Annotated in this window: 12 protein-coding genes; 3 read left to right on the plus strand and 9 right to left on the minus strand. The window is 74.0% G+C overall.

The window, feature by feature from the left end; translation table 11 throughout:
- Positions 1–45: 45 nt before the first annotated feature.
- On the minus strand, positions 46–942 hold the full coding sequence (locus ACFP3U_RS01230; protein ID WP_380223158.1) for a recombinase family protein: 897 nt from the start codon (positions 940–942) through the stop codon (positions 46–48).
- 195 nt (positions 943–1,137) lie between these two features.
- Positions 1,138–1,785: a TetR/AcrR family transcriptional regulator gene (locus ACFP3U_RS01235; protein WP_380223159.1), complete on the minus strand. Its 648-nt coding sequence runs from the start codon at positions 1,783–1,785 to the stop codon at positions 1,138–1,140.
- A 95-nt stretch (positions 1,786–1,880) separates the two neighbouring features.
- Here ACFP3U_RS01235 and ACFP3U_RS01240 point away from each other — a divergent pair, with 95 nt between their 5' ends.
- Positions 1,881–2,906, plus strand: coding sequence for a hypothetical protein (locus ACFP3U_RS01240; RefSeq protein ID WP_380223160.1), 1,026 nt, complete (start codon positions 1,881–1,883; stop codon positions 2,904–2,906).
- A 238-nt stretch (positions 2,907–3,144) separates the two neighbouring features.
- Here the strand turns inward: ACFP3U_RS01240 and ACFP3U_RS01245 are convergent, their stop codons facing one another.
- Entirely contained in the window at positions 3,145–6,165 is a 3,021-nt protein-coding gene (locus tag ACFP3U_RS01245; RefSeq protein ID WP_380223162.1) for a Tn3 family transposase, read from the minus strand.
- A gap of 299 nt (positions 6,166–6,464) precedes the next feature.
- Positions 6,465–6,893, minus strand: coding sequence for a YchJ family protein (locus tag ACFP3U_RS01250; RefSeq protein ID WP_380223163.1), 429 nt, complete (start codon positions 6,891–6,893; stop codon positions 6,465–6,467).
- Positions 6,894–7,466: 573 nt separating this feature from the next.
- On the opposite strand from ACFP3U_RS01250, the gene ACFP3U_RS01255 reads away from it, so the two are divergent.
- Positions 7,467–12,497 carry an amino acid adenylation domain-containing protein gene (locus tag ACFP3U_RS01255; RefSeq protein WP_380223164.1) on the plus strand — a complete coding sequence of 1,677 codons (5,031 nt, stop codon included), beginning with the start codon at positions 7,467–7,469 and terminating at the stop codon, positions 12,495–12,497.
- 103 nt (positions 12,498–12,600) lie between these two features.
- Positions 12,601–18,249: a non-ribosomal peptide synthetase/MFS transporter gene (locus ACFP3U_RS01260; protein WP_380223165.1), complete on the plus strand. Its 5,649-nt coding sequence runs from the start codon at positions 12,601–12,603 to the stop codon at positions 18,247–18,249.
- 67 nt (positions 18,250–18,316) lie between these two features.
- Here the strand turns inward: ACFP3U_RS01260 and ACFP3U_RS01265 are convergent, their stop codons facing one another.
- The 5 genes from ACFP3U_RS01265 to ACFP3U_RS01285 form a co-directional block, all read right to left on the minus strand.
- Positions 18,317–18,973 carry an NADPH-dependent F420 reductase gene (locus ACFP3U_RS01265; RefSeq protein WP_380223166.1) on the minus strand — a complete coding sequence of 219 codons (657 nt, stop codon included), beginning with the start codon at positions 18,971–18,973 and terminating at the stop codon, positions 18,317–18,319.
- A 267-nt stretch (positions 18,974–19,240) separates the two neighbouring features.
- Positions 19,241–20,626, minus strand: coding sequence for an aldehyde dehydrogenase family protein (locus tag ACFP3U_RS01270; protein ID WP_380223167.1), 1,386 nt, complete (start codon positions 20,624–20,626; stop codon positions 19,241–19,243).
- 74 nt (positions 20,627–20,700) lie between these two features.
- Positions 20,701–22,437: an asparagine synthase gene (locus ACFP3U_RS01275; RefSeq protein ID WP_380223168.1), complete on the minus strand. Its 1,737-nt coding sequence runs from the start codon at positions 22,435–22,437 to the stop codon at positions 20,701–20,703.
- A gap of 70 nt (positions 22,438–22,507) precedes the next feature.
- Positions 22,508–23,083, minus strand: a complete 576-nt coding sequence (locus tag ACFP3U_RS01280) for a hypothetical protein (protein ID WP_380223170.1) — start codon at positions 23,081–23,083, stop codon at positions 22,508–22,510.
- Positions 23,084–23,167: 84 nt separating this feature from the next.
- Positions 23,168–24,016, minus strand: coding sequence for a hypothetical protein (locus ACFP3U_RS01285; protein ID WP_380223171.1), 849 nt, complete (start codon positions 24,014–24,016; stop codon positions 23,168–23,170).
- Positions 24,017–24,043: the final 27 nt, after the last annotated feature.

A 24,043-nucleotide genomic window follows, 5' to 3' on the forward strand; every position in this document is an offset into this window, starting at 1 on the left:
CAGTAGTTCTCGCCGAAAAAACAACGCTAAGGATTGAGCCCCAGGTCAGGCTGTGGGCTCCAGAGTGGCTGTGGCTGTCTGTTCGTCGTGTTCGCGCAGCATGCGCATGACGGTGGCCGGGGCTGGGTGCTGGCCGCGCTTCTTGCCCGTGCGGATAACGAGGCGGGAGGCGATCTCGCGCAGGGACAGGTGTTCCTGGTCGCGCAGTCGGAGGGCGGTGGCGAGCATGTCGTCGTCGGAGACCTTGACACCACCGATGGCCTTGCCGTTCTTGCGGGCGGTCTCCTGCCCTTCGAGGGTCTTGTCGCGGATGTAGTCACGTTCGGACTCTGCCATGGCGGCGAAGAAGGCGAACAGGGCGGCCCCGTGGCCGGACGGGTCGTGCTTTCCGGCGAGGGGGCCGGTGAGGAACTCCAGCTCGATTTCCGCGTCCCGCAGTTCCTCGGCAACCTTCAGCAGTTCCAGGGCCCCGCGGCCCAGACGCTTCATCTCGTGCACCACGAGGGTGACCTTCGCTCCCAGAGAGCGGTACTCGCGGGCCGCCGCCAGGGCCGCCTTCATTTCGGGGCGCTCGCGGACCCGGGTGCTGATCTGTTCCTGGAACAGCCGGTGCACGCCGGAGGCTTCGAGGGCGTCGACCTGGGACTGGATTTCCTGCGTCCGGGTCGAGATGCGGGCGTACGCGAGCCGGACCTCCATCGGCACGGCCGGTGCCGCGAGCTTCTGCACCGGCAGGGCTGTCCAGACGGAGCCGGGATGGCGTACGGCCGGGATGGCGACGTGCAGTTCGGAGCGGAGCGCGGGGACGAGCTGGAAGCGGGCGGTGTGGTACTTGAGTGCGACCTTGCCGGAGGTGGTGCGGCAGGGCGAGCCCGCCGGGGCCTGGCAGGTGGACATCGGGCAGACGTGCGACTCGACGAGCCGGTACGGATCAGTGATCACGCCGGGATCGTTTCAGGAATGCGTTTCACTGGTCAAGAGGAAGGAAACGACCGGTGAAACAATTCGACCTGCGGCGATGCCGTCGGCGCCCGGTGTTGAAACGGGGGCCACCTATGAAACGCTGCCGCCGATCGTTGACGGCACTGCGGCTCACGCCGGACCTACCGCGACGTTGGTGCCGTCAGTGGAACGGATTCACTGGCGCAAGCGCTGTTGTGCCTGTTCTTCGGCGGCGTCGAGTGCGGGTTCGAGTGTGGCGAGCGCGGAGCGGAGCAGGTCTGGTAGCGAGCCGGACGGCACGACGAGCCCACCGCTTGCGAGGGGTGCGGCCGGAGGTTGGAGCCACTGCTGGAGTGCGATCCGAACCGCAGCGGCCACGCTCGCCGCGAGCACGCGGGGGGCGGGCGTGCCGGTGTAGCCGAGGCGCTGGTCGATCGCGGCGGCGAGGGGGTGTTCGATCGCCGCGGCGGCGTCGAGGAACGTGTCACGCAGCGCGGGACTGGCGGTGATCAGCAGCAGCTCGTCGTGGTCACGCGGTTCGGTGTACTGCTCCAGGACCGCTTCGGCCAAGGCGTCGGCGAGGCGGACGTGGGCGGGCCTGGCTGCCACGGCCGCGGCGACCCGGGATTCCCGTTCGGCGGTGACGGCGGCGACGATCGCCTGTTCGCGACTGGAGAAGTAGTTGTTGTAGGTCCTCGGCGAGACCCCGGCTGCCTCGGCGATGTCGTCGACACGGACATTGTCGGGCCCGTGCTTGAGGGCCAGCCGAAGTGCCGCCTCACGCAATGCCACTCGGGTGGCCTGCTTCTTCTCCTCGCGCAGCCCGGTCCGCCTTGTCGTCACCCTCGAAGTATCCCAGCCTGAATGCGTGCACGCAAACTTGCGTGCACGCAATATTTGCTTCTACTCTCGGGCCTTCCTACAGAAAGGTCAGACGCATGCGAGCCAAGGGCATCTGCTACGACACCGGCTTCCTCCGCAACGGCAGCAGCTCCCGGGAGCACTTCGACCCCGACCTGGTCAAGAAGGAGCTGACCATCATCCGCGACGATCTCCACTGCACCGCCGTCCACATCACCGGCGGCGACCCGGGCCGCCTGGAGCTCGCCGCCCGTCACGCCGCCGAGCTCGGACTGGAGATCTGGTTCTCGCCCTACCCGCTGGGGCTGACGACCGACGAAATCCTCATCCTGATCGCTGACTGCGCAGAGCGGGCCGAGCGACTCCGGACACAAGGAGCCGAGGTCGTGTTCGTTACCGGCGCCGAGCTGAGCGTCATGAACCATGGGTTCCTCGAAGGCGACAGCACCGAAGAGCGACTCGGCTGGCTACTGAGCGACCCGGCCCGTCGGCCCGAGAGAATCGCCGCAGTCGGCACCCGCCTCAACGCCTTCCTCCGCGAAGCCGTGGCGGTGGTCCGCGAGCGCTTCCACGGCAAGGTCACCTACGCCGCCATCCAGTTCGAAGCCGTCGACTGGGACTTGTTCGACTTCACGACCTTCGAACTCATCCGATCTGCGGAGGTAGCCGACCGATTCCGAGACGCTGTGCGCAGCCTCGTCGCACAGCCCAAACCGGTCGCTATCACCGGCTTCGGCACCGCCACCTGGCGCGGCGCAGGTGACGTCGCACCCCGCAGCATGGAAATCCTCGAAACCGACGAAGCCACCGGGGCGCCGATCCGGCTGACCGGGGAATACGAGCGCGACGAGGCCGGCCAAGCGGCATACCTGAGCGAACTGCTGGAGATCTTCGACAGCGAGGGCGTCGACAGCGCCTTCGTATTCCTCTTCGCGCTGTACAACCTGCCCCACCGCCCCGACGGCGATCCTCGCGACGACCTCGACCTCGCCAGCCTCGGCATCGTCAAGATCCTCGAAGACCGCCACGGCGACACTTACCCCGACCTGCCCTGGGAGCCCAAGGCCGCCTTCGCCGCAATCGCCGACCACTACCGCGACTGAGTCCGCTCGGGATCAAGGCATGGGGGACGGATGAGGCCCTGGAAGCCCTCATCGTTTCTCCGTGATCGATCGGTCGGCAGTGTCTGGCGGGGTCCGGGACGGGGCACAGCGGCGGCCAGCCCCAGGTCGAGGCGCTTGTCCCCGGAGCCGGGTAGGCGGACCGTCGCGGCCTGTGCCTCCCACCCCGGACGCCCCGGCACCTTCATCTCCGCTGGGGCGGCGCCGGGGCCGGCTACTACTACAGCCCGGCTCCGGGGTCGTCCGTGTCCACGGTCCGTAGCGGCCGGTGTCCCTGGTCGTCGAGCTGGGCGAGTTCGTGCTCGTAGTCGACGGTGATGGAGCCGTAGTAGTTGACCACCGAGCTGCGGGCCGGGGAGATGTGTGCCAGTACCTCGGAGTCCACCTCGCGGCCGGCGGCACGGAGTTCATCGACGGCCAGGCCCATGTACTCGGTGTGCCAGCAGACCACGCTGTTGGTCACGACGGTCAGGCACCACGCCTGCTCGCTCTGCTGCTCGGGCTGGCGCCGGGCGACCTTGCCCTCACGGGCGTAGTGGAGCTGGCGGCGCAGGGCGTGCAGGGACTCGCCCTTGTTGAACTGGCGGGCGATCTTGCGGCGGTAGCCCTCGTCCGACAGGTACTTCGCCGCATAGATCGTTCTGCGGATCGCCCCGTACTCCTTCAACGCGGCGGCCAGCGCGTTCTGCCGGGAGGACGCGGACAGCTTGCCGACGATCAGGGAGGCTGTGGCGTGCCCGTACTTCAGCGAGCCCGCCAGACGGAGCAGGTCGTCCCAGTGGTCGGCGACCAGGTCCAGGTTGGCCTTCTTGGTCAGCAGCGGCCCGGCGGTCGGGAAGCGTTCCTCGTAGTCGGCCTTCGCGCCCAACCGGTACAGGGTGATCTTGCCCAGGTCGCGGATGCGGGGCGAGAGCTGCTTGCCGACCAGGTCGAAGAGCCCGAAGTTGACCAGGGTCACGCCGTGCGTATCGGTCGCGTGCTCGCTGATCGGCAGGTCGGTGGCGTTGCCCAGGATCTCGTCCAGCACGTAGTGGGCCTCGCGGTGCGTGGCCACGATGACCTTCGTGCCGAAGGTGGAGTGCTGGTCGGAGACGTGGGTGTAGGTCGAGATGCCCTCCGAGACGAAGTACTTGTTCAGATGCCGGGCGGTAATCGACTTGCCCCGCGTCGGGAACCGCTGCCCGTCGGAGGACGACAGCGTGCCGGACCCGAACATGGTCGTCATCGGCAGCCTGTGGTGGTAGTTGACCAGGCAGATGTTCGCCTCACGCAGCGTCTCCTCCCGGATGTACCACTCCGCGGTCCACGCCAGCACGTCGTACGGGATGCCGCAGGACGCGGCCATCCCGTGCAGTCCGAGGTTGGTGGAGAGCCCGATCAGACAGGCGATCAGGTTCCGTTTCAACTGCGGGGAACGGGCCTGCTTGCCGCCGGCGTGGGTGAAGCAGTCCAGGAACCCGGTGTGCCGGTCCATCTCCACCAGCAGCGAGGCGATCGGCACGTTCGGCAGCATCTTCTCCAGCTCGCCGTGCAGCCCCTCGGCCTCGGACGGGATGTCCTCCGCCGTCAGCGGCGAGATGACCAGCTCACCGGCGTCGTTGAGCCGCACGGGCCCGTCACCGCGCCTGAGGACTCCCTCCAGGTCGGTGAGGGCCTCGTCCAGCTCGTCCATCACCAGTGGTAGGGCCTCGGAGAAGTCGGGGCCCTTGCCGACCAGGCGGCAGAACTCGGCCCGGTGCGCCTCCCACTGGGCGGGCTTGAACAGGTAGACGGCAGGGTTGTCATAGCGGCGCGAGCCCGGCACATACACGTCCCCCGACCGCAGGCCGTCGCGCAGGGCCAGTAGCGTGCACAGCTCCCAGTAGTGCCGGTAGGCGGTCGCATCGCCCTTCGCTGCGGCCTCATCCAGGTAGCCCTGCCACCGCGTCGGCACGAACAGCGTGGGGGCTCCGTCGGGGACGTTGCGGGCGCCGGTGGCGTTCAGCTCCCGCAGGATCTCCAGGGCCTCGATCAACGGCTTCGCCTCGGTGCCGCCCTTGAACCGCACCGTTTCCAGGACCTTCGGGGCGAACTGCCGGATGTAGGTGTAGGAGCCGTCCAGCAGCGCCAGGTGCCCGTGGTCGCGCGGCAGCCGCACGGTGGCCCCGGCGTGCGCGGCCCGCAGTCGGCTCAGGCCGATCTTCCCGCGCAGCAGCGTCCCGACCTCCTCGTCCGGGATACCCGTGTCCGCGAGCACCGGCAGGATCTCGTCCAGCAGGGCGAGCCGATCCTCCGACAGCTTGGCCCGCTCGGCGAGCACCTCGCGCAGCTTGATCTTCGCCCGCGACTCCGAGCCCGACAGGGTCTGGTCGAACAGCTGCACTACCGAGTCCAGGACATCGACCGCGGACTGCGCCAGCAGCGTGAGCAGGATCGGGTGACGCCGGTTGGGCTCGCGCCGCACCAGGGCCTGCGCCGTCAGACGGCGGCCGATCTGAGCCAGGTAACGGCGGCGTTCGGCGGGCAGCGCGGACAGATCCAGTACGTCGGCGCCCAGTCCCCGCAGGAACAGCAGCTTCTCGACCTCGCCCTTCACGCTCGTCGGCGACCCCTGCACCGGTCCCGTCACCATCCAGTGCAGCCGCGTCGAGCCCAGCGCCGGCTCGACCACCAGCAACCCGTCCAGCCCCCGCACCCGCTCGCCAATGAGCAGGTGCGCCACCCGGCCGTGGGTCTCCTTCTCCGCGGCCTGGCGTGCGGTGGCGACCTTCTCCAGCAGCGAGACGACACCCGGCCGGGTCACCTTCGCCGAGCGCAGATACTCACACCCCAGCCGGAACAGCAGACTCGGGGAGTCGTGCTCCATCGCGCGGGCCAGCAGGAACTCGTCCAGCTCCTTGAACTCGATCGCTTTTGCGGGCTTCCACGACAGGTACTCGGCAATCTCCCGCAAGTGATCCGTGCGGGTCTGCCCGCGCTCTCCGTAACCCGCCAAGTCGGCGACGGCGACCCCGAGCTGCCTCGCCAGACGCCCCACCGCCGCAGGAGGAGCGGAAGGGACGTCGTCAGGAACGAACCCCAGCCAGGGCAGAGCCGAGAGCTGCACAGCGGCGCCGAGTACGTTCTGGGCCCGGCGGAACTTGCCGAGGAACGCCTGATCGGCCGAGGTGAGCGTGAAGTAGCGGATCAGTTCGTCCTTGCCGATCGCCGGAAAGGACCGTAAGCCCTCCAGTTCCTCATCCGAGAACACCCGCGTGGCCATCGGCCCCTCCCGCCCCATTCGATCAGCACAGTCGGGCACCACCGATACCCGGCCGGGCGGCACGAGCAGACGGAAACCCCCGAACTGGCGGCGCCAGGGCGGGGGTTGCTCTACTCTTTCGCGCTCGTGACACGAGCTGGTCCCTCATCGCACAGGTTCACCATGGTCGGGTCGCCCTGATCTGGCTTCGAGCTCCGCACCGAGCACCGCGGCCAGCAGCTCAGCCGGCTACTCCGCGGACTCGAATCAGGCCAGATCAGGAGCCGCTGCACGGCATAGCGTTGTTTTTTCGGCGAGAACTACTGGGACCCTAGGTAGACCCAGGCGCCCTCGTGCCGCACGAACCGGCTGTGCTCGCTGAGGACGCCCTCCTCCCGCCCCTCCGTGTAGTGGGCCCGGAAGGCCACGGTGCCCTCGGTGTGGAACGCGCCGCCCTCGGTGGTGGAGAGCACCTCCAGCCGCACCCAGCGCAGCGCCGGGTCGAAGTCCACCCCGTCCGGCCGGGTGTCCGGGTGCCAGGTGCGCAGCAGGTAGGCCTCGTCGCGGGCGGCGAAGGCGCTGTAGCGGGAGCGCATCAGGGCCTCGGCGGTGGTGGCGGCGGCCTGGCCGCGGTGCAGCCGGCCGCAGCAGTCGGCGTAGCTGCCGGGCAGGCCGCACGGGCAGGGGGAGGAGGGCAGCAGGCGCGGCGCGGGGGTGGCGGCGCGGGGCGCGGGGCGACGTCGGGACATGCGGTCCATTCTCGCCCCTCCCCGGACGGCGGTCGGCTCTCAGGGGCGGGACGGCGGCGGGACCGGGACGCGACCGGTGCCCCGGGCGCCCGGGACGGCGGGCACCGGACCGTGGGGAGCGCCCGGGGACCGAACCGGTGCGCACGCCTCCCCGGAGCCCTCATGAACGCACGCAGTCCGCACACAATTCACCGCGTCCGCGACCCTTCACCCCGCCACACCGAGGCCGCACAACCGGCCAATTCTTGACTGTCCCCCGACAATATTTGGTCCGGAAATCTGCTTGCGGTGCCGAGGGGGCGCACGCATGCCCCATCTGACGAACCGTCGGCGAAACGGTATCGGCACGATCCGCCGCTGCCAAGGGGGCTGACACTCTGTACGGAATCCCTGAGGATCCGTCACACATGCGAACCCCCGCCCGGCCCGGCGGAGGTGATCTTTCCGGCATATCGAACGAGTGACGGAAATGTGCTGGTGATTCGTAGATCTTTACCCCACCATCTCCGATGGCACACCGCCCATTTCTCGCCGACCACAAGTCGATGCGGCAACACCCCTCGGGAGAGAGCGATGAGTTCGACGGGACTTCCTCCACTGGACCCGGCAGCACCGCTGGCCGAACTGGTGGCCGCGCAGGTCAGACGGACCCCGGACGCCACCGCCGTGATCGACGGCACGCGCCGGCTGACCTACCGCGAGCTGGACACCGCCGCCGGCGCGGTCGCGGGCCGGCTGGCCGCCGCCGGGGTCCGGGCCGAGACCCTGGTCGGTGTCTGCCTACCGCGAACGGCGGACCTCGTGGTCGGCGTCCTGGCGGTCCTGCGGGCCGGCGCCGCGTACGTACCGCTGGACCCGGCCTACCCCCGGGACCGCCTCGAACTGGTCGTCGGCGACGCGCAGGCCCCGGTCGTGGTCACCGACCGCGCCCACGAGCACCTGCTGAACGGTGCCGGCGCCACCCTCCTGCACATCGACGGCGACGGCCCCACCGCCCCGCTCGACCCGGCCGCCGCGCGCCCCACCACCGGCGACGCGGCCACCGACGCGCCGGCCTACGTGCTCTACACCTCCGGCTCCACCGGCCGCCCCAAGGGCGTCTCGGTCACCCAGCGCGGCGTCAACGCCATGCTCCGCTGGGCCGCCGACACCTACACCGCGGCGGACCTCGCCGGTGTGCTGTTCGGCACCTCCGTGTGCTTCGACATCTCGGTGTACGAGCTGTTCCTCCCGCTCTCCGTCGGCGGCACGATCGTGGTCGCCGAGAACGTCCTCGCCCTCCCCGAGCTGCCCGCCCGGGACGAGGTCACCCTGGTCAACACCGTGCCCAGCGCCATGGCGGCGCTGCTGCGCGGCGACGGCCTTCCCGGCGGGGGCGGCCTGCCGGGCGGCGTGCGGGTGGTCAACCTGGCCGGCGAGGCGCTGCCCCGCCACCTGGCCGACAAGGTCCACGCCCAGCCCGGGGTCGAGCGCCTCTACAACCTGTACGGGCCCACCGAGGACACCGTCTACTCCACCTGGTCGCTGGTCGCCCGCGGCGGGGCCGGCGAGCCGGTCATCGGCCGCCCGCTCCCCGGCACCCTCGGCCACGTCCTGGACGAGCACCGGATACCGGTGCCCGACGGCGGCATCGGCGAGCTCTACCTCTCCGGCGAGGGCCTGGCCCGCGGCTACCACGGGCGCCCCGACCTCACCGCGGAGCGCTTCGTCCACGTCGACGGCGTGCGCTGCTACCGCACCGGCGACCTGGTCCGCCGGCTGCCCGACGGCGACCTGGAGTACCACGGGCGCGTCGACCACCAGGTGAAGGTCCGCGGCTTCCGGGTCGAGCTGGGCGAGATCGAGGCCGTGCTCGCCACCCACCCCGCCGTCGAGGCCGCCGCCGCCGTCGTCCAGCGCGACGAGGCCGGCGACTACCTGGCCGCCTTCGTCCAGCCCGCCCCCGCCCCAGGCACCGCCCCCGGCACCGCCCCCGGCACCGCCGAACCGACACCCGCCGAACTGCGCGCCCACTGCGCCGCCGCCCTGCCCGGCTACATGGTGCCGCTGGCCGTCGCCGTGCTGGAGCGCCTCCCGCTGACGCCGAACGGCAAGACCGACCGCAAGGCGCTGCCCCCGGTCGCCCGCAGCCGCGCCGGGCACGAGCTGTTCGTCGCCCCCCGCACCCCCGCCGAGACCCGGATCGCCGAACTCTGGCAGGGCCTACTCGGCGTCCCCGAGGTCGGCGTGCACGACGTCTTCCTCGACCTCGGCGGCCACTCCCTGCTCGCCGCCGGCCTGCTCGCCCGGGTCGAGCGGGAGTTCGGCACCCGGGTGCCGCTCGCCGAGTTCTTCGCCGCCCCGACCGTCGCCGCGCTGGCCGTCCGGGTCGCCAACGGCGGCGGCGGACGCCCCTCCGTCGAGCCCCCGCGCCGCGAGGCCTTACTGCCCGCCCGGGCCACCGGCTTCCAGCGCGAACTCTGGCTGCACGAGTCCCTCCAGCGCGACAGCCCGCTCTACAACGTGCCGCTGCGCATCCGCGCCGAGGGCGCCCTGGACCGGGCGGCCCTCGGCCGCGCGCTCACCGAGGTGATCCGCCGCCACGAGGTGCTGCGCACCGCGCTGCGCGGCACCCCGAACCCTATCGGCGAGGGCGACGAGGTCGTCGCGGACGTCCGCCCGCCCTACCCCGTCGACGTCCCGCTGCTCGACCTCACCGGCCCCGGCGGGGCGGCGCCCGACGAGCAGGCCCTGGACGCCGCGCTGCGCGCCGAGGCCGCCCGCCCGCTCGACCTCGCCGGCGGCCGGCTGCTGCGCGCCCTCGCCGTGCGCACCGCGGCGGACCGGCACGAGCTGCTGCTGACCGTGCACCACGCCGCGATGGACGGCTGGGCCGCCGGACTGCTGCTCGCCGAGCTCGCCCGCGCCCACCGGGACGGCGAACTGCCCGAGCCCGAGCTCCAGTTGTCCGATGTCGCGCGCTGGGAGGAGCGCCATGTCGCGGCCGGCCGGGAGGCCGCCGAACGCTGGTCGGAGCGGCTGCGCGGCATCGACGCCGAGCAGCACCTGCCCGGCGACCGCCCGCACCCCAACCCGCAGGACGTCGCCGGCCGCCGGATCGCCCGCCGACTGGACGCCGGCTTCGTCAAGGGCGTCGAGAAGTGGGCCGCCCAGGAGGGCGCCAGCCTCTACATGGCGGTGCTCGGCGCGCTCGGCGGAGTGCTGCACCGCTACACCGGCCGCACCGACATCGCCGTGATCAGCCCCTTCGCCGTCCGCCCCGTCCCCGAGCTGGAGACCGTGCTCGGCTCGCTGATCAACACCGTGGCGCTGCGCTTCGACGCGGCCGGCACCGACACCTTCCGCGAGCTGCTCGCCCGGATCCGCCCGGCCGTCCTGGACGCCGCCGAGCACAGCGGCCACCCGTTCGTCGACCACACCCGCCGCTACGGCGGCTCGGCCGGCCTCACCGCCTCGCCGATCTCCCAGGTGCTGCTCGCCGTCCAGAACCACCCGGTGGCCGGCGTCGAACTGCCCGGCCTGAGCCTGACCTTCGTCGCCGAGGTGTGCAACAGCACCGCGAAGACCGACCTCTCGCTGTTCCTGGAGTTCCCGGCCGACGGCCCGCTGCTGTCCGCCGAGTACCGCACCTCCCGCTACGAGGAGCGGTCGGTGCGGGCCGTGCTCGACCACCTGGTCGCCCTGCTCGCCGCGGCCGTCGCCGAGCCCGACCGCCCGCTCGGCGAGCTCGCCATGCTCTCCGCCGCCGAACTCGCGGCCGACGCGCCGGTCAACCGCACCGAGACGCCGATCCCCGACGCCCCGCTGCACCGGCTGGTCGCCGACCAGGCTGCCCGCACCCCGGACGCGCCCGCCGTCTCCGCCGCCGACGGCACCCTCAGCTACGCCGAACTCGACGCCGCCGCCGACCGGTTGGCCCACCTGCTGGGCGCCCGCGGGGCGGGCCCCGGCAGCCTCGTCGCGGTCGCCGTCCGGCGGGGCCGGCTGCTGCCCGCCGCCCTGCTCGGCGTGCTGCGCAGCGGCGCCGCCTACCTGCCGGTCGACGTCGACCAGCCGCTCGCCCGCAACCGGGGCGTGCTCGACGACGCCGGCGTCACCCTGGTGGTCGCCGAGACCGCCACCGCCGGCGACGAACTGCTGCACGGCCGGGAGAGCGTCCTGGTGGACGGCCCCGAGCACGCCGCCGCCCCCGCGCAGGCGCCGGACGTCGCGGTCGGCCCGGAGGACCCGGCCTACCTGCTGTACACCTCCGGCTCCACCGGCCGCCCCAAGGGCGTCGCCGTGCCGCACCGCGCGATCGTCAACTTCCTCACCTCGATGGGCCGCGAACCCGGCCTCAGCGGGCAGGACGTGATGGCCGCCGTCACCACCGTCACCTTCGACATCGCCGGCCTGGAGCTGTGGCTGCCGCTGGTCACCGGCGCCCGGGTGGAGATCGCCGACCGGGCCACCGCCACCGACGGCGCCGCGCTCGCCGCCTGGCTGGCGAAGCGGGGCGTCACCCACCTCCAGGCCACCCCCGCCACCTGGCGGATGCTGCTGGAGGCCGACTGGGCCGGCCGCCCCGGCCTGACCGCCCTGTGCGGCGGCGAGGCGCTCACCGCCGACCTCGCCCGCGCGCTGCTCGGCCGGGTCGGCGCCCTGTGGAACCTCTACGGCCCGACCGAGACCACCGTCTGGTCCACCGTCCAGCGGGTCACCCCCGAACTCGCCGCCCACGGCGGTGTGGTGGCCCTCGGCGCGCCTGTCGCCAACACCCGGCTGCACCTGCTCGACGCCTCCGGGCAGCCCGTCCCGGTCAACGGTATCGGCGAACTCTGCATCGCCGGCGCCGGCGTCGCGCTCGGCTACCACGGCCGGCCCGAGCTGACCGCCGAACGGTTCACCGCCGAACCGGGCCGTACCGACGGCGCCCCGATGTACCGCACCGGCGACCTCGCCTGCCGCCGCGCCGACGGCCGGCTGGAGTACCACGGCCGCGCCGACGCCCAGGTCAAGCTCCGCGGCTTCCGCATCGAGCTGGGCGAGATCGAGGCCGCGCTCACCGCCGTCCCCGGCGTCACCGCGGGCGCCGCCCGGCTCCTCACGACCCCGGCCGGACCGGCCCTGGCCGGCTACGCCGTCGCCCCGGGCCTGACCGAGGACGCGCTGCGCACCGCCCTGGCCGAGCGGCTGCCCGACTACATGGTGCCCGCCGGGCTCGTCCTGCTCGACGCGCTGCCGCTGACCCCCAGCGGCAAGGTCGACCGGGCCGCCCTGCCGGTCCCGCAGCTCGGCGGCGCCGGCGCCCCGCCCGAGGGCGACTGCGAGGAACTGCTCGCGGAGCTGTGGACCGAGGTCCTCAAGGTCGACCGGGTCTCCCGGCACGACGACTTCTTCGCCCTCGGCGGCCACTCGCTGCTCGCCACCCGGCTGCTGGCGCGGATCCGGGACACCTTCGAAACCGAACTGCCCCTGCGCGTCGTCTTCGAGGACCGCACGCTGGCCGCGCTGGCCCGCCGCGTCGAGGAGCGCCTGCTGGAGGAGATCGACGACCTCGACGACCTCGGCGACGGTCCGGACGGCCTGGGCGCACTCGACGCGACCGTCGGGAGCGCCCGGTGAACCACCCCACCCACCGCGAACCCGCCGGCACCACCGCGCGGTTCGTGACCTTGGAAGCATGCCCGGCCGCCGGCGACACCGGTGCCCGAACGGGGGAGACCGCATGACCGACCAGCACACCACCGGGCCGGACCCGGCCACCCAACCGGACCCGGTCACCGAACCGGACCCCGCCACCCAAGCGGACCCCGCGACCGAACCGGACCCCGCCGCCCAACTGGACCCCGCCGCCCGGCGGCAGGAACTGCTGCGCCGCCGCCTCGCCAAGGCCAAGGCCGCCCAGGCCGCCAAGACCGCCGCCGGCGGCACCGGGCAGCGCACCATCACCCCGCGCCCCGAGGGCACCCCGGCGCCGCTCTCCTCGGCCCAGCGCCGGATGTGGTTCCTCGCCCAGTACGAACCGGACAGCGCCGCCTACCACATCCCGCTCGCCCTGCACCTCGACGGCGAGCCCGACGAGGCCGCCCTGGCCGCCGCCCTCACCGACGTCCTCGCCCGGCACGAGGTGCTCCGCACCGTCTACCCGACCGTCGACGGCGAGGTGCGGCCCGAGCCGCTGCCCGCCGGGCGGGCCGCCCTCGCCGTCGCCGACGTCCCCGCCGACCGGGTCGACGAACGGCTGGCGGCCGAGGCCCACCGCCCCTTCGACCTGGCCGTCGACCTGCCGCTGCGCGCCACCCTGCTGCGCACCGGCGAGGGGGCCGTGCTCAGCCTGGTGCTGCACCACATCGCGGCCGACGGCTGGTCGATCGGCGTGCTGTTCGAGGACCTCGCCACCGCCTACGGCGCCCGGCGCGCCGGGCGGGAACCGGCCTTCGAGCCGCTGCCCGTCCAGTACGCGGACGTCGCGCACTGGCAGCAGACCGAACTCGCCGCCGAACTCGACCGGCAGCAGGCCTGGTGGCAGGAGCGCCTGCGCGGCGCCACCGCCACCGTCACGGTCCCCGCCGACCACCCCCGGCCGGCCGTCGCGAGCACCGCGGGCGCCCGGTTCACCGAGGGGTTGGGCGCCGAGCGCACCCGCCGGATCCGCGCCCTCGCCGAACAGACCGGCAGCACCGTCCACATGGTGCTGCTGGCCGCCCTGCAGACCGTCCTCGGCCGGTACGCCGGCAGCGAGGACGTCACCGTCGGCACCCCGGTCGCCGGCCGCACCCGCAGCGAGACCGAGCCGCTGGTCGGCTGCTTCGTCAACACCCTGGCGCTGCGCACCGACCTCTCCGGCGACCCGACGGTCCGCGAACTCCTGGAGCGGGTCAAGGACACCACCCTCGGCGCGTACGCCCACCAGGACCTGCCGTTCGAGCGGCTGATCGACGCGCTCGGCCTGGAGCGCGAACTCGCCCACACCCCGCTGTTCCAGGTCCTGCTCAACGTCCACAACCAGGCCGAGGCCCGCCCCGAACTGCCCGGCCACAGCGTCCGCTGGCGGCCGATCGGCACCGACACCGCCAAGTTCGACCTCTCGGTGGCCGTCGTCGACCACGGCGGCGAACTCGCCGCCGACCTCGTCTGGCGCACCGGGCTGTACGAGGAGTCCACCGTCCGGCGCGTCCTCGGCCACCTCACCACGGTGCTCGACGCGATGGCCGCGGGCCCCGACCGGCCGCTCGCCGAACTGCCCCTGCTCACCCCGTCCGAGCAGCGTCAGCTCACCGCCTGGGACGACGAGACGCCGCGCGGCTGGGACCTCGGCGGCACCCTGCACGGCCTGGTCGAGGAGCAGGTCCGCCGCACCCCCGACGCGCCCGCCGTACGCGGCGCCGACGAGGTGCTCGGCTACGCCGAACTCGACCGGCGCGCCAACGCGCTGGCCCACCGGCTGCGCGCGAAGGGCGTCGGCCCGGACCGCCCGGTCGGCCTGCTGGTCGAGCGCTCCGCCGCCCTGGTCGTCGGCATGCTCGGCATCCTCAAGGCCGGCGGCGCCTACCTGCCGCTCGACCCGGTCTACCCCGACGGGCGGATCAACGCCCTGCTGGACGCCGCCGGCGCCGTAGCAGTCGTCACCACCGAGGACCTCTGCGGCCGGCTCACCGGCGACCACCCGGTGGTCGTCCCGGACGGCGCGGAGCGCGCCGACCCGCCCGAGGTGGACGTCCGCCCCGAGCACCTCTGCTACCTCCTCTTCACCTCCGGCTCCACCGGCGCGCCCAAGGGCGTCGCCGTCGAGCACCGCAACTACCGCAACTACCTGCACGGGCTGCGCGAGCGGATCGGCGGCGACCAGACGGGCTGGAACTGGGCGCTGGTCTCCACCTTCGCCGCCGACCTCGGCACCACCAACGTGTTCGGCGCGCTCACCGGCGGCGGCTGCCTGCACCTGCTGACCCGCGACCAGGCCACCGACCCGGCGGCCTTCGCCGCCTACACGGCCGAGCACCGGATCGACGCCGTGAAGCTGGTCCCCAGCCACCTGGAGGGCCTGGCCGCGCACGGCGCCGGCCTCGGCGCGATCCTCCCCGCCCGGCTGCTGATCTGCGCGGGCGAGGCGCTGCGGCCCGACCTGGTGGCCCGGATCCGGGCCGCCCGGCCCGACCTGCCGCTGCACAACCACTACGGGCCCACCGAGACCACCGTCTCGATGCTCGGCGCGCCCGTCCCCGCCGACCTCGGCGACGCGGCCACCGCGCCGCTCGGCCGCCCGTTCGGCAACGTCACCGCGCACCTCCTGGACGCCCGCCGCCGCCCCGTCCCGGTCGGCGTCCCCGGCGAGCTGTACGTCTCCGGCCCCGGCGTCGCCCGCGGCTACCTGGGCCGCGAGGACCTCACCGCCGAGCGCTTCGTGACGGTGGCCGGCCGCCGCTGCTACCGCACCGGCGACCTGCTCCGCCGCCGCCCCGACGGCGCGATCGAGTTCCTCGGCCGGATCGACCAGCAGGTCAAGATCCGCGGCTTCCGGGTCGAGATCGGCGAGGTCGAGGCCGAGCTGACCGCCCGCCCCGAGGTGCGCGAGGCCGTCGTGGTCGCCCGCGGCGAGGGCGCCGCCCGCTCCCTGGCCGGCTACCTGGTGCCCGCCGACCCGGCCGCCGCGCCCGACCCGGGCGAGTTGCGCGCCGCGCTGCGCACCCGGCTGCCCGACTACCTGGTCCCGGCCGCCCTGGTCGTCCTGGACGCCCTGCCGCTGAACGCCAACGGCAAGGTCGACCGGGCCGCCCTGCCCGAGCCGGCCGCCGTCCAACCGGCCTCCGGCGGCGGGGAGTTGTCCACCGACACCGAGCACGCGGTGGCCGCCGCCTACCGGCAGGTGCTGGCGGTCGACGAGATCGGCGCGGCGGACGACTTCTTCGCGCTCGGCGGCGACTCCTTCTCCGCCGTGCACGCCGCCCGGCTGATCGGCGACGGCCTGTCGGTCATCGACCTGTTCCAGCACCCGACGGTCCGCGAACTCGCCGCGCTGCTCGACGCCCGGGCCGGCGGCACCGCCGACGAGGGCCCGCGCACCCTGCTGCACAAGCTCACCCGCGGCGACGCCCCGGCCGGGCTCAACGTGGTCTGCGTCCCCTACGGCGGCGGCAGCCCGATCACCTTCCAGCCGCTCGCCGACGCACTGCCGGCCGGCCACCGGCTGTACGCCGTCGAGCTGCCCGGCCACGACCCGAGCCGCCCGGACGACGAACTCGCCGAACTCGACGCGCTCGCCGACACCCTGACCGCCCAGGTGCTGGAGCGGATCGACGGCCCGGTGCTGCTCTACGGCCACTGCCTCGGCGGCGCGCTCGCCACCGCCCTCGGCTCCCGGCTGGAGGCGGCCGGCGTCGACCTGCGCGGCGTCGCCCTCGGCGGCACCTTCCCCGCCGCCCGGCTGCCCGGACGGTTCGCCGAGTGGATGGCCCGCCGGCACCCCGGCGACCGGATGCTCTCCAACCGCTCCTACCTCGACTACCTGCGCGCCATGGGCGGCTTCACCGACGTCTACGACCCGGCCGAACAGGACTTCCTGGTCCGGGCGCTGCGCCACGACGTGCGGCAGGCCGAGGACTTCTACACCCGCGCCTACGGGGACGGCCAGCCGAAGCCGATCGAGGCCCCGATCCTCTGCGTGGTCGGCGAGAAGGACCGCGCCACCCTGCTGTACGAGGAGCGGTACACCGAGTGGGAGCACTTCGGCGGCACCGTCGACCTCGCGGTGGTGCCCCGGGCCGGGCACTACTTCCTCAAGCACCAGGCCGACGAACTCGCCCGGGTACTGGCGGAGTTCGCTGCGGGCGAGGTGCCCGCCGCCCCGGCCGAGGTCAAGCGCCCGGCCGCCCGGGCCGAACTCGCGACCTTCGCCAAGGTGGCGATCGGCCAGTTCGTGTCGATGATCGGCACCAGCCTCTCCACCTTCGCGCTCGGCGTCTGGGTCTACCAGCAGACCGGCTCGGCCTTCGACTTCGCGATGATCTCGGTGGTCGCGGTGCTGCCCGCCGTGCTGCTGCTGCCGATCGCCGGCGCGGTCGCCGACCGGGTCGACCGGCGCAAGATCATGATCGTCACGGACACCGTGGCCGCGGCCGCCATGCTCGGGCTCGGGCTCCTGCTCTGGGCCGACCTGCTGGAGGTCTGGCACATCTATCTGGTGGCCTGCGTCGGCTCCACCTGCTCGGCCTTCCAACGGCCCGCCTACCTCGCGGCGATCACCCAACTGGTGCCCAAGCGCTACCTGGGCCAGGCCAACGGCCTCGCCCAACTGGGCACCGGCGCGGGCGACATGATGGCCGTCCTGGCCGGCGGCGTACTGGTCTCGCTGATCGGCCTGCACGGCGTGGTGCTCTTCGACATGGCCACCTTCCTCACCGGCGTGACCTGCCTGCTGCTGGTCCGCTTCCCGGACGCGATGTTCGACAAGCAGGAGGAGCCGCTGCTGCGCGAGGTGGTCACCGGCTGGCGGTACATCGTGCGCCGGCACAGCCTGGTCGCCATGGTGGTCTTCTTCGTGGTGTTCAACTACCTGTTCGCCGTCGCCACCGTGCTGGTCACCCCGATGGTGCTGGCCACCGGCTCGGCCGTGCAGCTCGGTGTGGTCACCGCCCTCGGCGGCCTCGGCGCGATGACCGGCGCCCTGGTGATGGCCCTGTGGGGCGGCACCCGCCGCCGCACCACCGGCATGATCGGCTTCACCTCGGTGGTCGGCCTCGCCGCCGTGCTGGCCGGTAGCCGGCCCGGCGCCGCGCTCACCGCCTGCGGACTCTTCGTCCTCTGGGCGGCCATGATGATCCTCAACTCGCACTGGATGGCGCTGATCCAGACCAAGGTCGGGATGGAGCTCCAGGGCCGGGTGCTGGCCACCAACCAGATGCTGGCCATGTCGATGATGCCGCTCGGCTTCCTCACCGCCGGCCCGCTCTCCGACCACGTCTTCGAGCCGCTGATGCGCCCCGGCGGCGCGCTCGCCGACTCGGTCGGCCTGGTGCTCGGCACCGGACCGGGCCGCGGCGCCGGCCTGCTGCTCGTCGTGGTCGGCCTGGTGCTCGCCGTCTGGGGCCTGCTCGGCCTCGCCTACCGGCCGCTGCGGCTGCTGGAGGACCTCCTCCCGGACGCGCTGCCGGACGCCGAGATCGGCGACAAGGACGCCATCCAGGCCGAGGCCGACCGTCAGCTCGCGCTCACCGAGGCCGCCCGCGGCGCGAAGCGGCCGGACCGGGGCACCCGTGGCGCGGAGCGGCCCGGCACCGGCACCGGCGCCGTCCGGCTGCCCCGCCCGTCCGGCACCCCGGAACCGGTCGAGGACGACCCGGCCGACCGGGTGCACGCCTCCACCGCCCGTCGGTAACCGGGCACAACGGCGCGCCCCCGTCCCCCCGGTGAGGGGACGGGGGCGCGCAAGGCTGGCGGGCGGGCTACTTCGCGTGCTTGAAGGAGTAGTTGAACTCCGCGGTGCCGAAGGCCCGCATCAGGCGGATCCAGAACGGCATCATCATCTCCATCGCCCGGGCGCCCGTGATGTCGCCCAGGTCGATCACCGACCCCGCCGGCCAGCCGAAGGTGCCCAGCAGCGCGACCGTACGCTCCTTGGCCCCCTCGTCGTCCCCCGCCACGAACATGTTGTGCTCACCGGCCAGCCGGGACGGGTCCACCATCACCGGAGCGGTCACCGTGTTGAGCGTCTTCACCACCAGGGCCTGCGGGAACTCGCGCTGGATCCGCTCGCCGACGCTGTCGGTGTTCACCGGGTCGAGCGTCAGCTCGCCCTCGGGGGAGAACACCAGCGGGTTGGAGAGGTCGATCAGGAGCTTGCCCGACAGCCGCTCCGCGCCCGCCGCCCGCAGCGCGTCCAGGGCGACCGTCCCCGGCGTGGCGTTCAGCACGACCGCGCCGAACTCCGCCGCCTCGGCGAAGGTGCCGTGGTGGCCGTTCGGCCCGGCCTGCTCGGCCCAGGCCACCGCCGCCTCGTTGTCCTTGCTGCGCGAGCCCAGCGTCACCTCGTGGCCGAGTTCCACCAGCTTGTCCGCGATCGTCCGCGCGACACCGCCCGTGCCGATGATTCCGTACCGCACCGCTCTACCCCGTTCCTCGGTTGACTGCCGGGACGACGATAGATCAACACCGGCCGGGTGTCCGGCGAACGCCGCGAACGGCCGCCCGCCGACTGGACCACCCCCGCCGGTGGGAGCGCCCGGCCCGCCGAACGATGGCACCGGGGACCACCGCCCGGTGGCCCTCGGCCGCCCGTCCGCCTTCGCCCGACGACGGCGTCGCCGGTCCGGGCCGCCCGCTGTCCGCGCGGGCGGCCCGGACCGCTTCGGCCGGGGTGTGCGAGGTACTCAGACGCCGTCCCGGAGCCGGGCGGTCACCGTCTTCGGGCGCTGGTACTCGTGCAGGGCCAGGGTGGAGAGGTCGGTGCCCTGGCCGGAGGCGCCGCGGCCGCTGTGCGGGAGTTCGGCGGTCTGCGCCAGGTGGCAGTTGATCCACGTCTCGCCGGCGTCCAACCGGGCGGTGAGGTCGAGGGCGGTCGACAGGTCGGCGGTCCACACGCTGGCGGCGAGCGCCTGCGGCACGGCGTTGGCGAGCGCGAGCGCCGCCTCGACGGTGGGGGCATGCTGGACGGTGAGCAGCGGGCCGAACACCTCCTCGACGACCGCCGGATCGTCGTCGGGGAGGTCGGCGAGCAGCCGGGCGGGGCGCCAGAGGCCGTCGCCGCGGCCGGGCGCGGCCAGCGAGCGCTTGGCGGCCGAGGCGGCCAGCAGCCGGTCGTAGCGGGCGGCCTGGTCGGGGTTGTTGAGCGGGCCGAAGTCGCGGCCGGCCTCGCGGGCGCCGAGTGCGGCGGCCAGGGCGGTGACGGTCCGCTCGTAGTGCTCGGTGAGGGTGATCACCCGGGCGGGCGCGGCGCAGCTCTGGCCGGCGTTGTAGGTGCACGCGTCGGCGAGCGCGGACCAGGTGTGCTCGGGCGCGTCCGGCAGGACGAGCACCGGGCTGTTGCCGCCGAGTTCGAGGCTGACCCGGCGGTGCCCGGCCCGCGCGGCGATGTCGGCGCCGGCGGTCGCGCTGCCGGTGAAGGCGATCAGGTCGACGTCGGCGGCGACCAGCAGCCGGCCGGTCTCCCGGTCGCCGGGGAGGGTGGTCAGCACGCCGTCGCCGAGCGCCTCGGCGGCGTGGGTGGCGAGCAGCGCGGCCGAGTCGGGGGTGGTCTCGGCGGGCTTGACCACCACGGTGTTCCCGGCGGCGAGGGCCGGGGCGCAGCGCCAGGCGGCCATCAGCAGCGGGTAGTTCCACGGGACGACGGCCGCGACCACGCCGACCGGCTCCCAGCGCACCCAGCTCTCGTGCCCCGGCAGGTAGCGGCCGGCGGCGGGCGCGGTGCCGGTGCGCGCGGCGCCGGCGTAGAACCGGAACAGGTCGGCGACCTCGCGGATCTCGGCGGCGGCCTCGCTCTCGGGCTTCCCGGTGCCGGCCTGCTCCAGCACGGTGTACTCGGTGAGGTGCCGCTCGATCAGGTCGGCGAGCGCGTCCAGCCGGCGTTCGCGTTCGCGCGGGGTGAGCGCGCGCCAGCCCGGCGCGACGGCCCGGGCCCGGGCCACGGTCGCGGCGACCTGCTCGGCCCGCGCGGGGACGAGCGTGCCCCGGGGGTGGCCCGTGCGGGGGTCCGTCAGACGGAGTTCGGGGGCGGCGGCGATGGTCTCGGTGGCGGGGGAAACGGTGGACGGTGCCATGGCGGGGCCTTCCGGGGCCGGGACAGCAGCGGACGGGACAGCGGACGGGGCGGAGGAGGGAGCAGTGGACGGGGTCACAGGTCGTAGGCGCGCAGCCAGAGTTCCAGGGTCAGCACCAGCCAGAGCTTGCCGCCCTGGCGGGGCAGCAGCGTCCCCTCGCGGCGCATCCAGGTCCGCACGGTGTCCGGCCGGACCAGCCCGCGCTCCCGGGCGGTGCGCCCGAGCAGCAGCTCGGCGGAGAGGTCGCGCAGCGGCCCGCGCAGCCACTGCTGGACCGGCACCCGCATGCCGCTCTTCGGCCGGTCCACGACCGCCGCCGGCAGGAGGTCCCGGACGGCCTCCTTGAGCACCCACTTCTCCACCGTGCCGCGCAGTTTGAGGGTCGGCGGGGTGGCGAAGGCGTGGTCGACGACCCGCCGGTCGAACAGCGGCGACCGGCCCTGCACCCCGCGCGAGGCGGTGAGCCGCTCGACCTTGGTGAGGATGTGGTGCGCGCCCTTGGTCCGCAGGTTGCAGTGCAGCAGCTGGTTGAGCAGCGCCTGCATCGGCCCGGGGGAGAGGTACGGCGCGACGAAGCGGCGCGGCTGCGGCTCGTCCGCCAGCGCGCGCAGGGCGTGCGGGGTGAGCAGCCGGGGCAGGTCCTCGTAGCACTTGCGGTAGGACCGCAGATAGGCCTCGGCCCGCACCTCGGGGGCCGGGTCGTCCCGGTGCATCTCGTGGACCAGCATCGGCAGGTTCTTCGGCCCGCCGTACACCGGGTCGCCGCCCTCGCCGTTGAGCGAGACGGTGATCCCGTCGGCGGCGACGGCCTCGGCGAGCATCAGGTTGGGCACGGTCAGCGGGTCGCCGACCGGGCTGTCGAGCAGCGCCACGGTGTCGGCGAGCCGGGCGGCGACCTCCTCGCCGGAGACGGTGAGGATCCGGTGCCGGGTGCCGCAGTGGCCGGCGACCAGCCCGGAGTACCCCAGCTCGTTGGGCAGTTGGTCGCCGAAGCTGATCGAGTAGGTGTGCACCGGGTGGTCGTGCAGCCGGGCGGCGAGCGCGGTGACCAGTGAGCTGTCGACGCCGCCGGACAGCAGCACCCCGACCGGCCCGCCGGCCGGCAGCCGCCGTGCGGTGGCTCCTTCGAGCAGGGCGCGCAGCTCCCGCGCGTACGCCTCGGGCGGCGGGGCATCGCCCTCGGGCAGCCGCTCGGCGGGCTCCCAGAACGGTTCCTGGTGCGCCGTGCCGTCGGCGGCGAGCCGCAGCACCCGGCCGGGCAGGGCCTCGTGGACGCCGCGCAGCAGGGTCTCCTCGCCGGGCAGGTAGGCGAAGGTGAGGAAGGAGCGGACGGCGGCCAGGTTGAGGCCGGTGCCGAGCGCGGGCCAGTGGCGCAGGGCGCGCAGCGAGGTGGACGCGGCCCAGCAGCCGTCGGCGCGGGCGTGGTACAGGGTGCGGGCGCCGGCGTGGTCGCGGATCAGCACGAGGTCCGCGCCGTCGACGACGACGAGCGCGAACATCCCGTCGGCCCGTCGCAGGCCGTCCGTGCCGAGCCGCAGCCAGAGCCGCAGCAGCAGTTCGCCGTCCGGGCGGTCGGCGGGCGCGGGGGAGCCGGCCGTGGCGAGGGCGGCGAGCAGTTCGGTCCGGTTGTGCAGGGTGACCTCGCCGACGGCGGTGCGGCCGTCGACGGTGAACGGGCCGGTGGCGAAGCCGGGTTCGGCGGGCAGCAGGGCGGCCTGGGCGCCGCGGGGCGCGGTGGCGCCGGTGAGTGCGGCGAGGTGGGTGCGGGCCCGGTCGGCGTCGGGGCCGGCGCAGGCGCAGCAGCGGGGCATGGGGGAGCGGTGCCTTTCGTCGAGGGGGCGGCCCCCGGGGTGGAGGGCCCAGCGGAGGAGGGGTGGCGGCTCAGCCGAAGTCGTCGCCGTCCCAGCCGTCGTCGGAGTCGTTCCAGTCGCCGAAGTCCTCGGCGGCGCCCGGGTCGTCGTGGCCCCCGTCATGCCCGCCGTCGTCGGCGGAGCCGCCGCCGCCCCCGCCGCTGCCGCCGTCGCCGCTCCCGGAGGAACCGGAGGCCTGCTGCCGGGCCTGCTGGCGCAGCTCCTCCTCCTCGGCCTCGGAGAGTGCGGAGGGCGGCAGCTGGGCGGCGGTGATCGCGGCGACGCCGGCCACCCCGAGGGCGCCGACCACCACCCCGAGCCGCCCGCCGAAGGAGCTGCGGTTGAGGGTGACCAGCCCGCCGGCCCAGACGGTGCGGCCGTAGCCGATGTCGCGGCCGTACTCGGCGGTGCCGTCCGCGTACCGCCGCTTGACCAGGTCGCGGCCGAGCGGCTCGTCGGTGCCGGAGCGGCCGAGGCTGTCGTGCCAGTGGATCTGCCGGTCGGTGCCGCGCCGGCGCCACTCGCTGCGGCCGTCCTCGTACCGGCGGTGCACTTGGCCGTCCGCCAGCAGTTCGTCGCGGTAGCCGAGGTGGCGTGCGTTGCTCATGGGTGCGGGGTCCTCACAGACTCGGACGGGGCCGGGCGGCGGGTCGGGCGTGGCGGCGGTGCGGTGCGATACGGCGGCGCGGGTTCAGCCGGTCGGCCAGCTGAGGAAGCCGCTGCCGCGCACGGTGCGGACGCGCCGGTGCAGCGGGGTGCGGCGCGGTCCGGCCGTCCCGCCGCCGCGGACCTGGCGGATCACGGTGTGCAGCAGCCGGGCCGGGGCGACGGCGGCCAGCTCGACGGTCCGCCCGCTGCCCAGCCAGGCCCGCTCCTCGGGCCGCAGCCCGGCGGGCAGTGGCCCCCGGTGCCCGTGCGGGCCGCGCCCCGAGGTCAGGTGCAGGGTGCCGGCGTGCCGGGGCACCAGGCCCATCGAGCGCACCCGCACGCCCGCCGGCCCCGCCCCGGCCGGCCCGTACCGGGCCCGGACCCGCTCGAAGCAGGCGAGCCCGGAGGGGCTGGCGTCGTGCAGCACGTGCACCACGGCGCCGCCGGCCCGCTCCAGCGAGGCCACCAGCCGTTCGTCCAGGGGCAGTTCGTCGGCCGCGAGGACGGGGCAGGCGGCCTCCAGGTGCAGATCGTTGGCGATCAGCATCGCGGTGATCTCCCGGCTCTGGCAGACCAGCAGCCGGGGCACCCCGTAGTCGTAGAGGTCGTGCTCCCCGGCGGCCGCCGGGCGGGGGCCGGCCGGCCGGGGCGCGGGCGGCGGCAGCAGACCGGGCAGTTCCTCGCGGCGGGCGGCCAGCGCGGCGGCGAACCGCTCGTACCGCACGGGCGGCGCCAGGGTGTACGGGATCCGGCGCGGCCCGGCGTGCAGCGGCTGGAGCACCCGGCACAGCTCGTAGTAGAGCTGCCGCTCGGTGTACCGCAGCCCGCCGGGCTCCCCGGCCCGGGCGGCGGCGACGGTCAGCGCGCCGTCCAGGAGCGGACGCAGCGTCATGCGGTTCCTGCCTTTCGTCGTTCCCGC

The sequence above is a fragment of the Kitasatospora misakiensis genome (assembly GCF_042656005.1).
In the GTDB taxonomy this organism is placed as follows: Bacteria; Actinomycetota; Actinomycetes; order Streptomycetales; family Streptomycetaceae; genus Kitasatospora; species Kitasatospora misakiensis.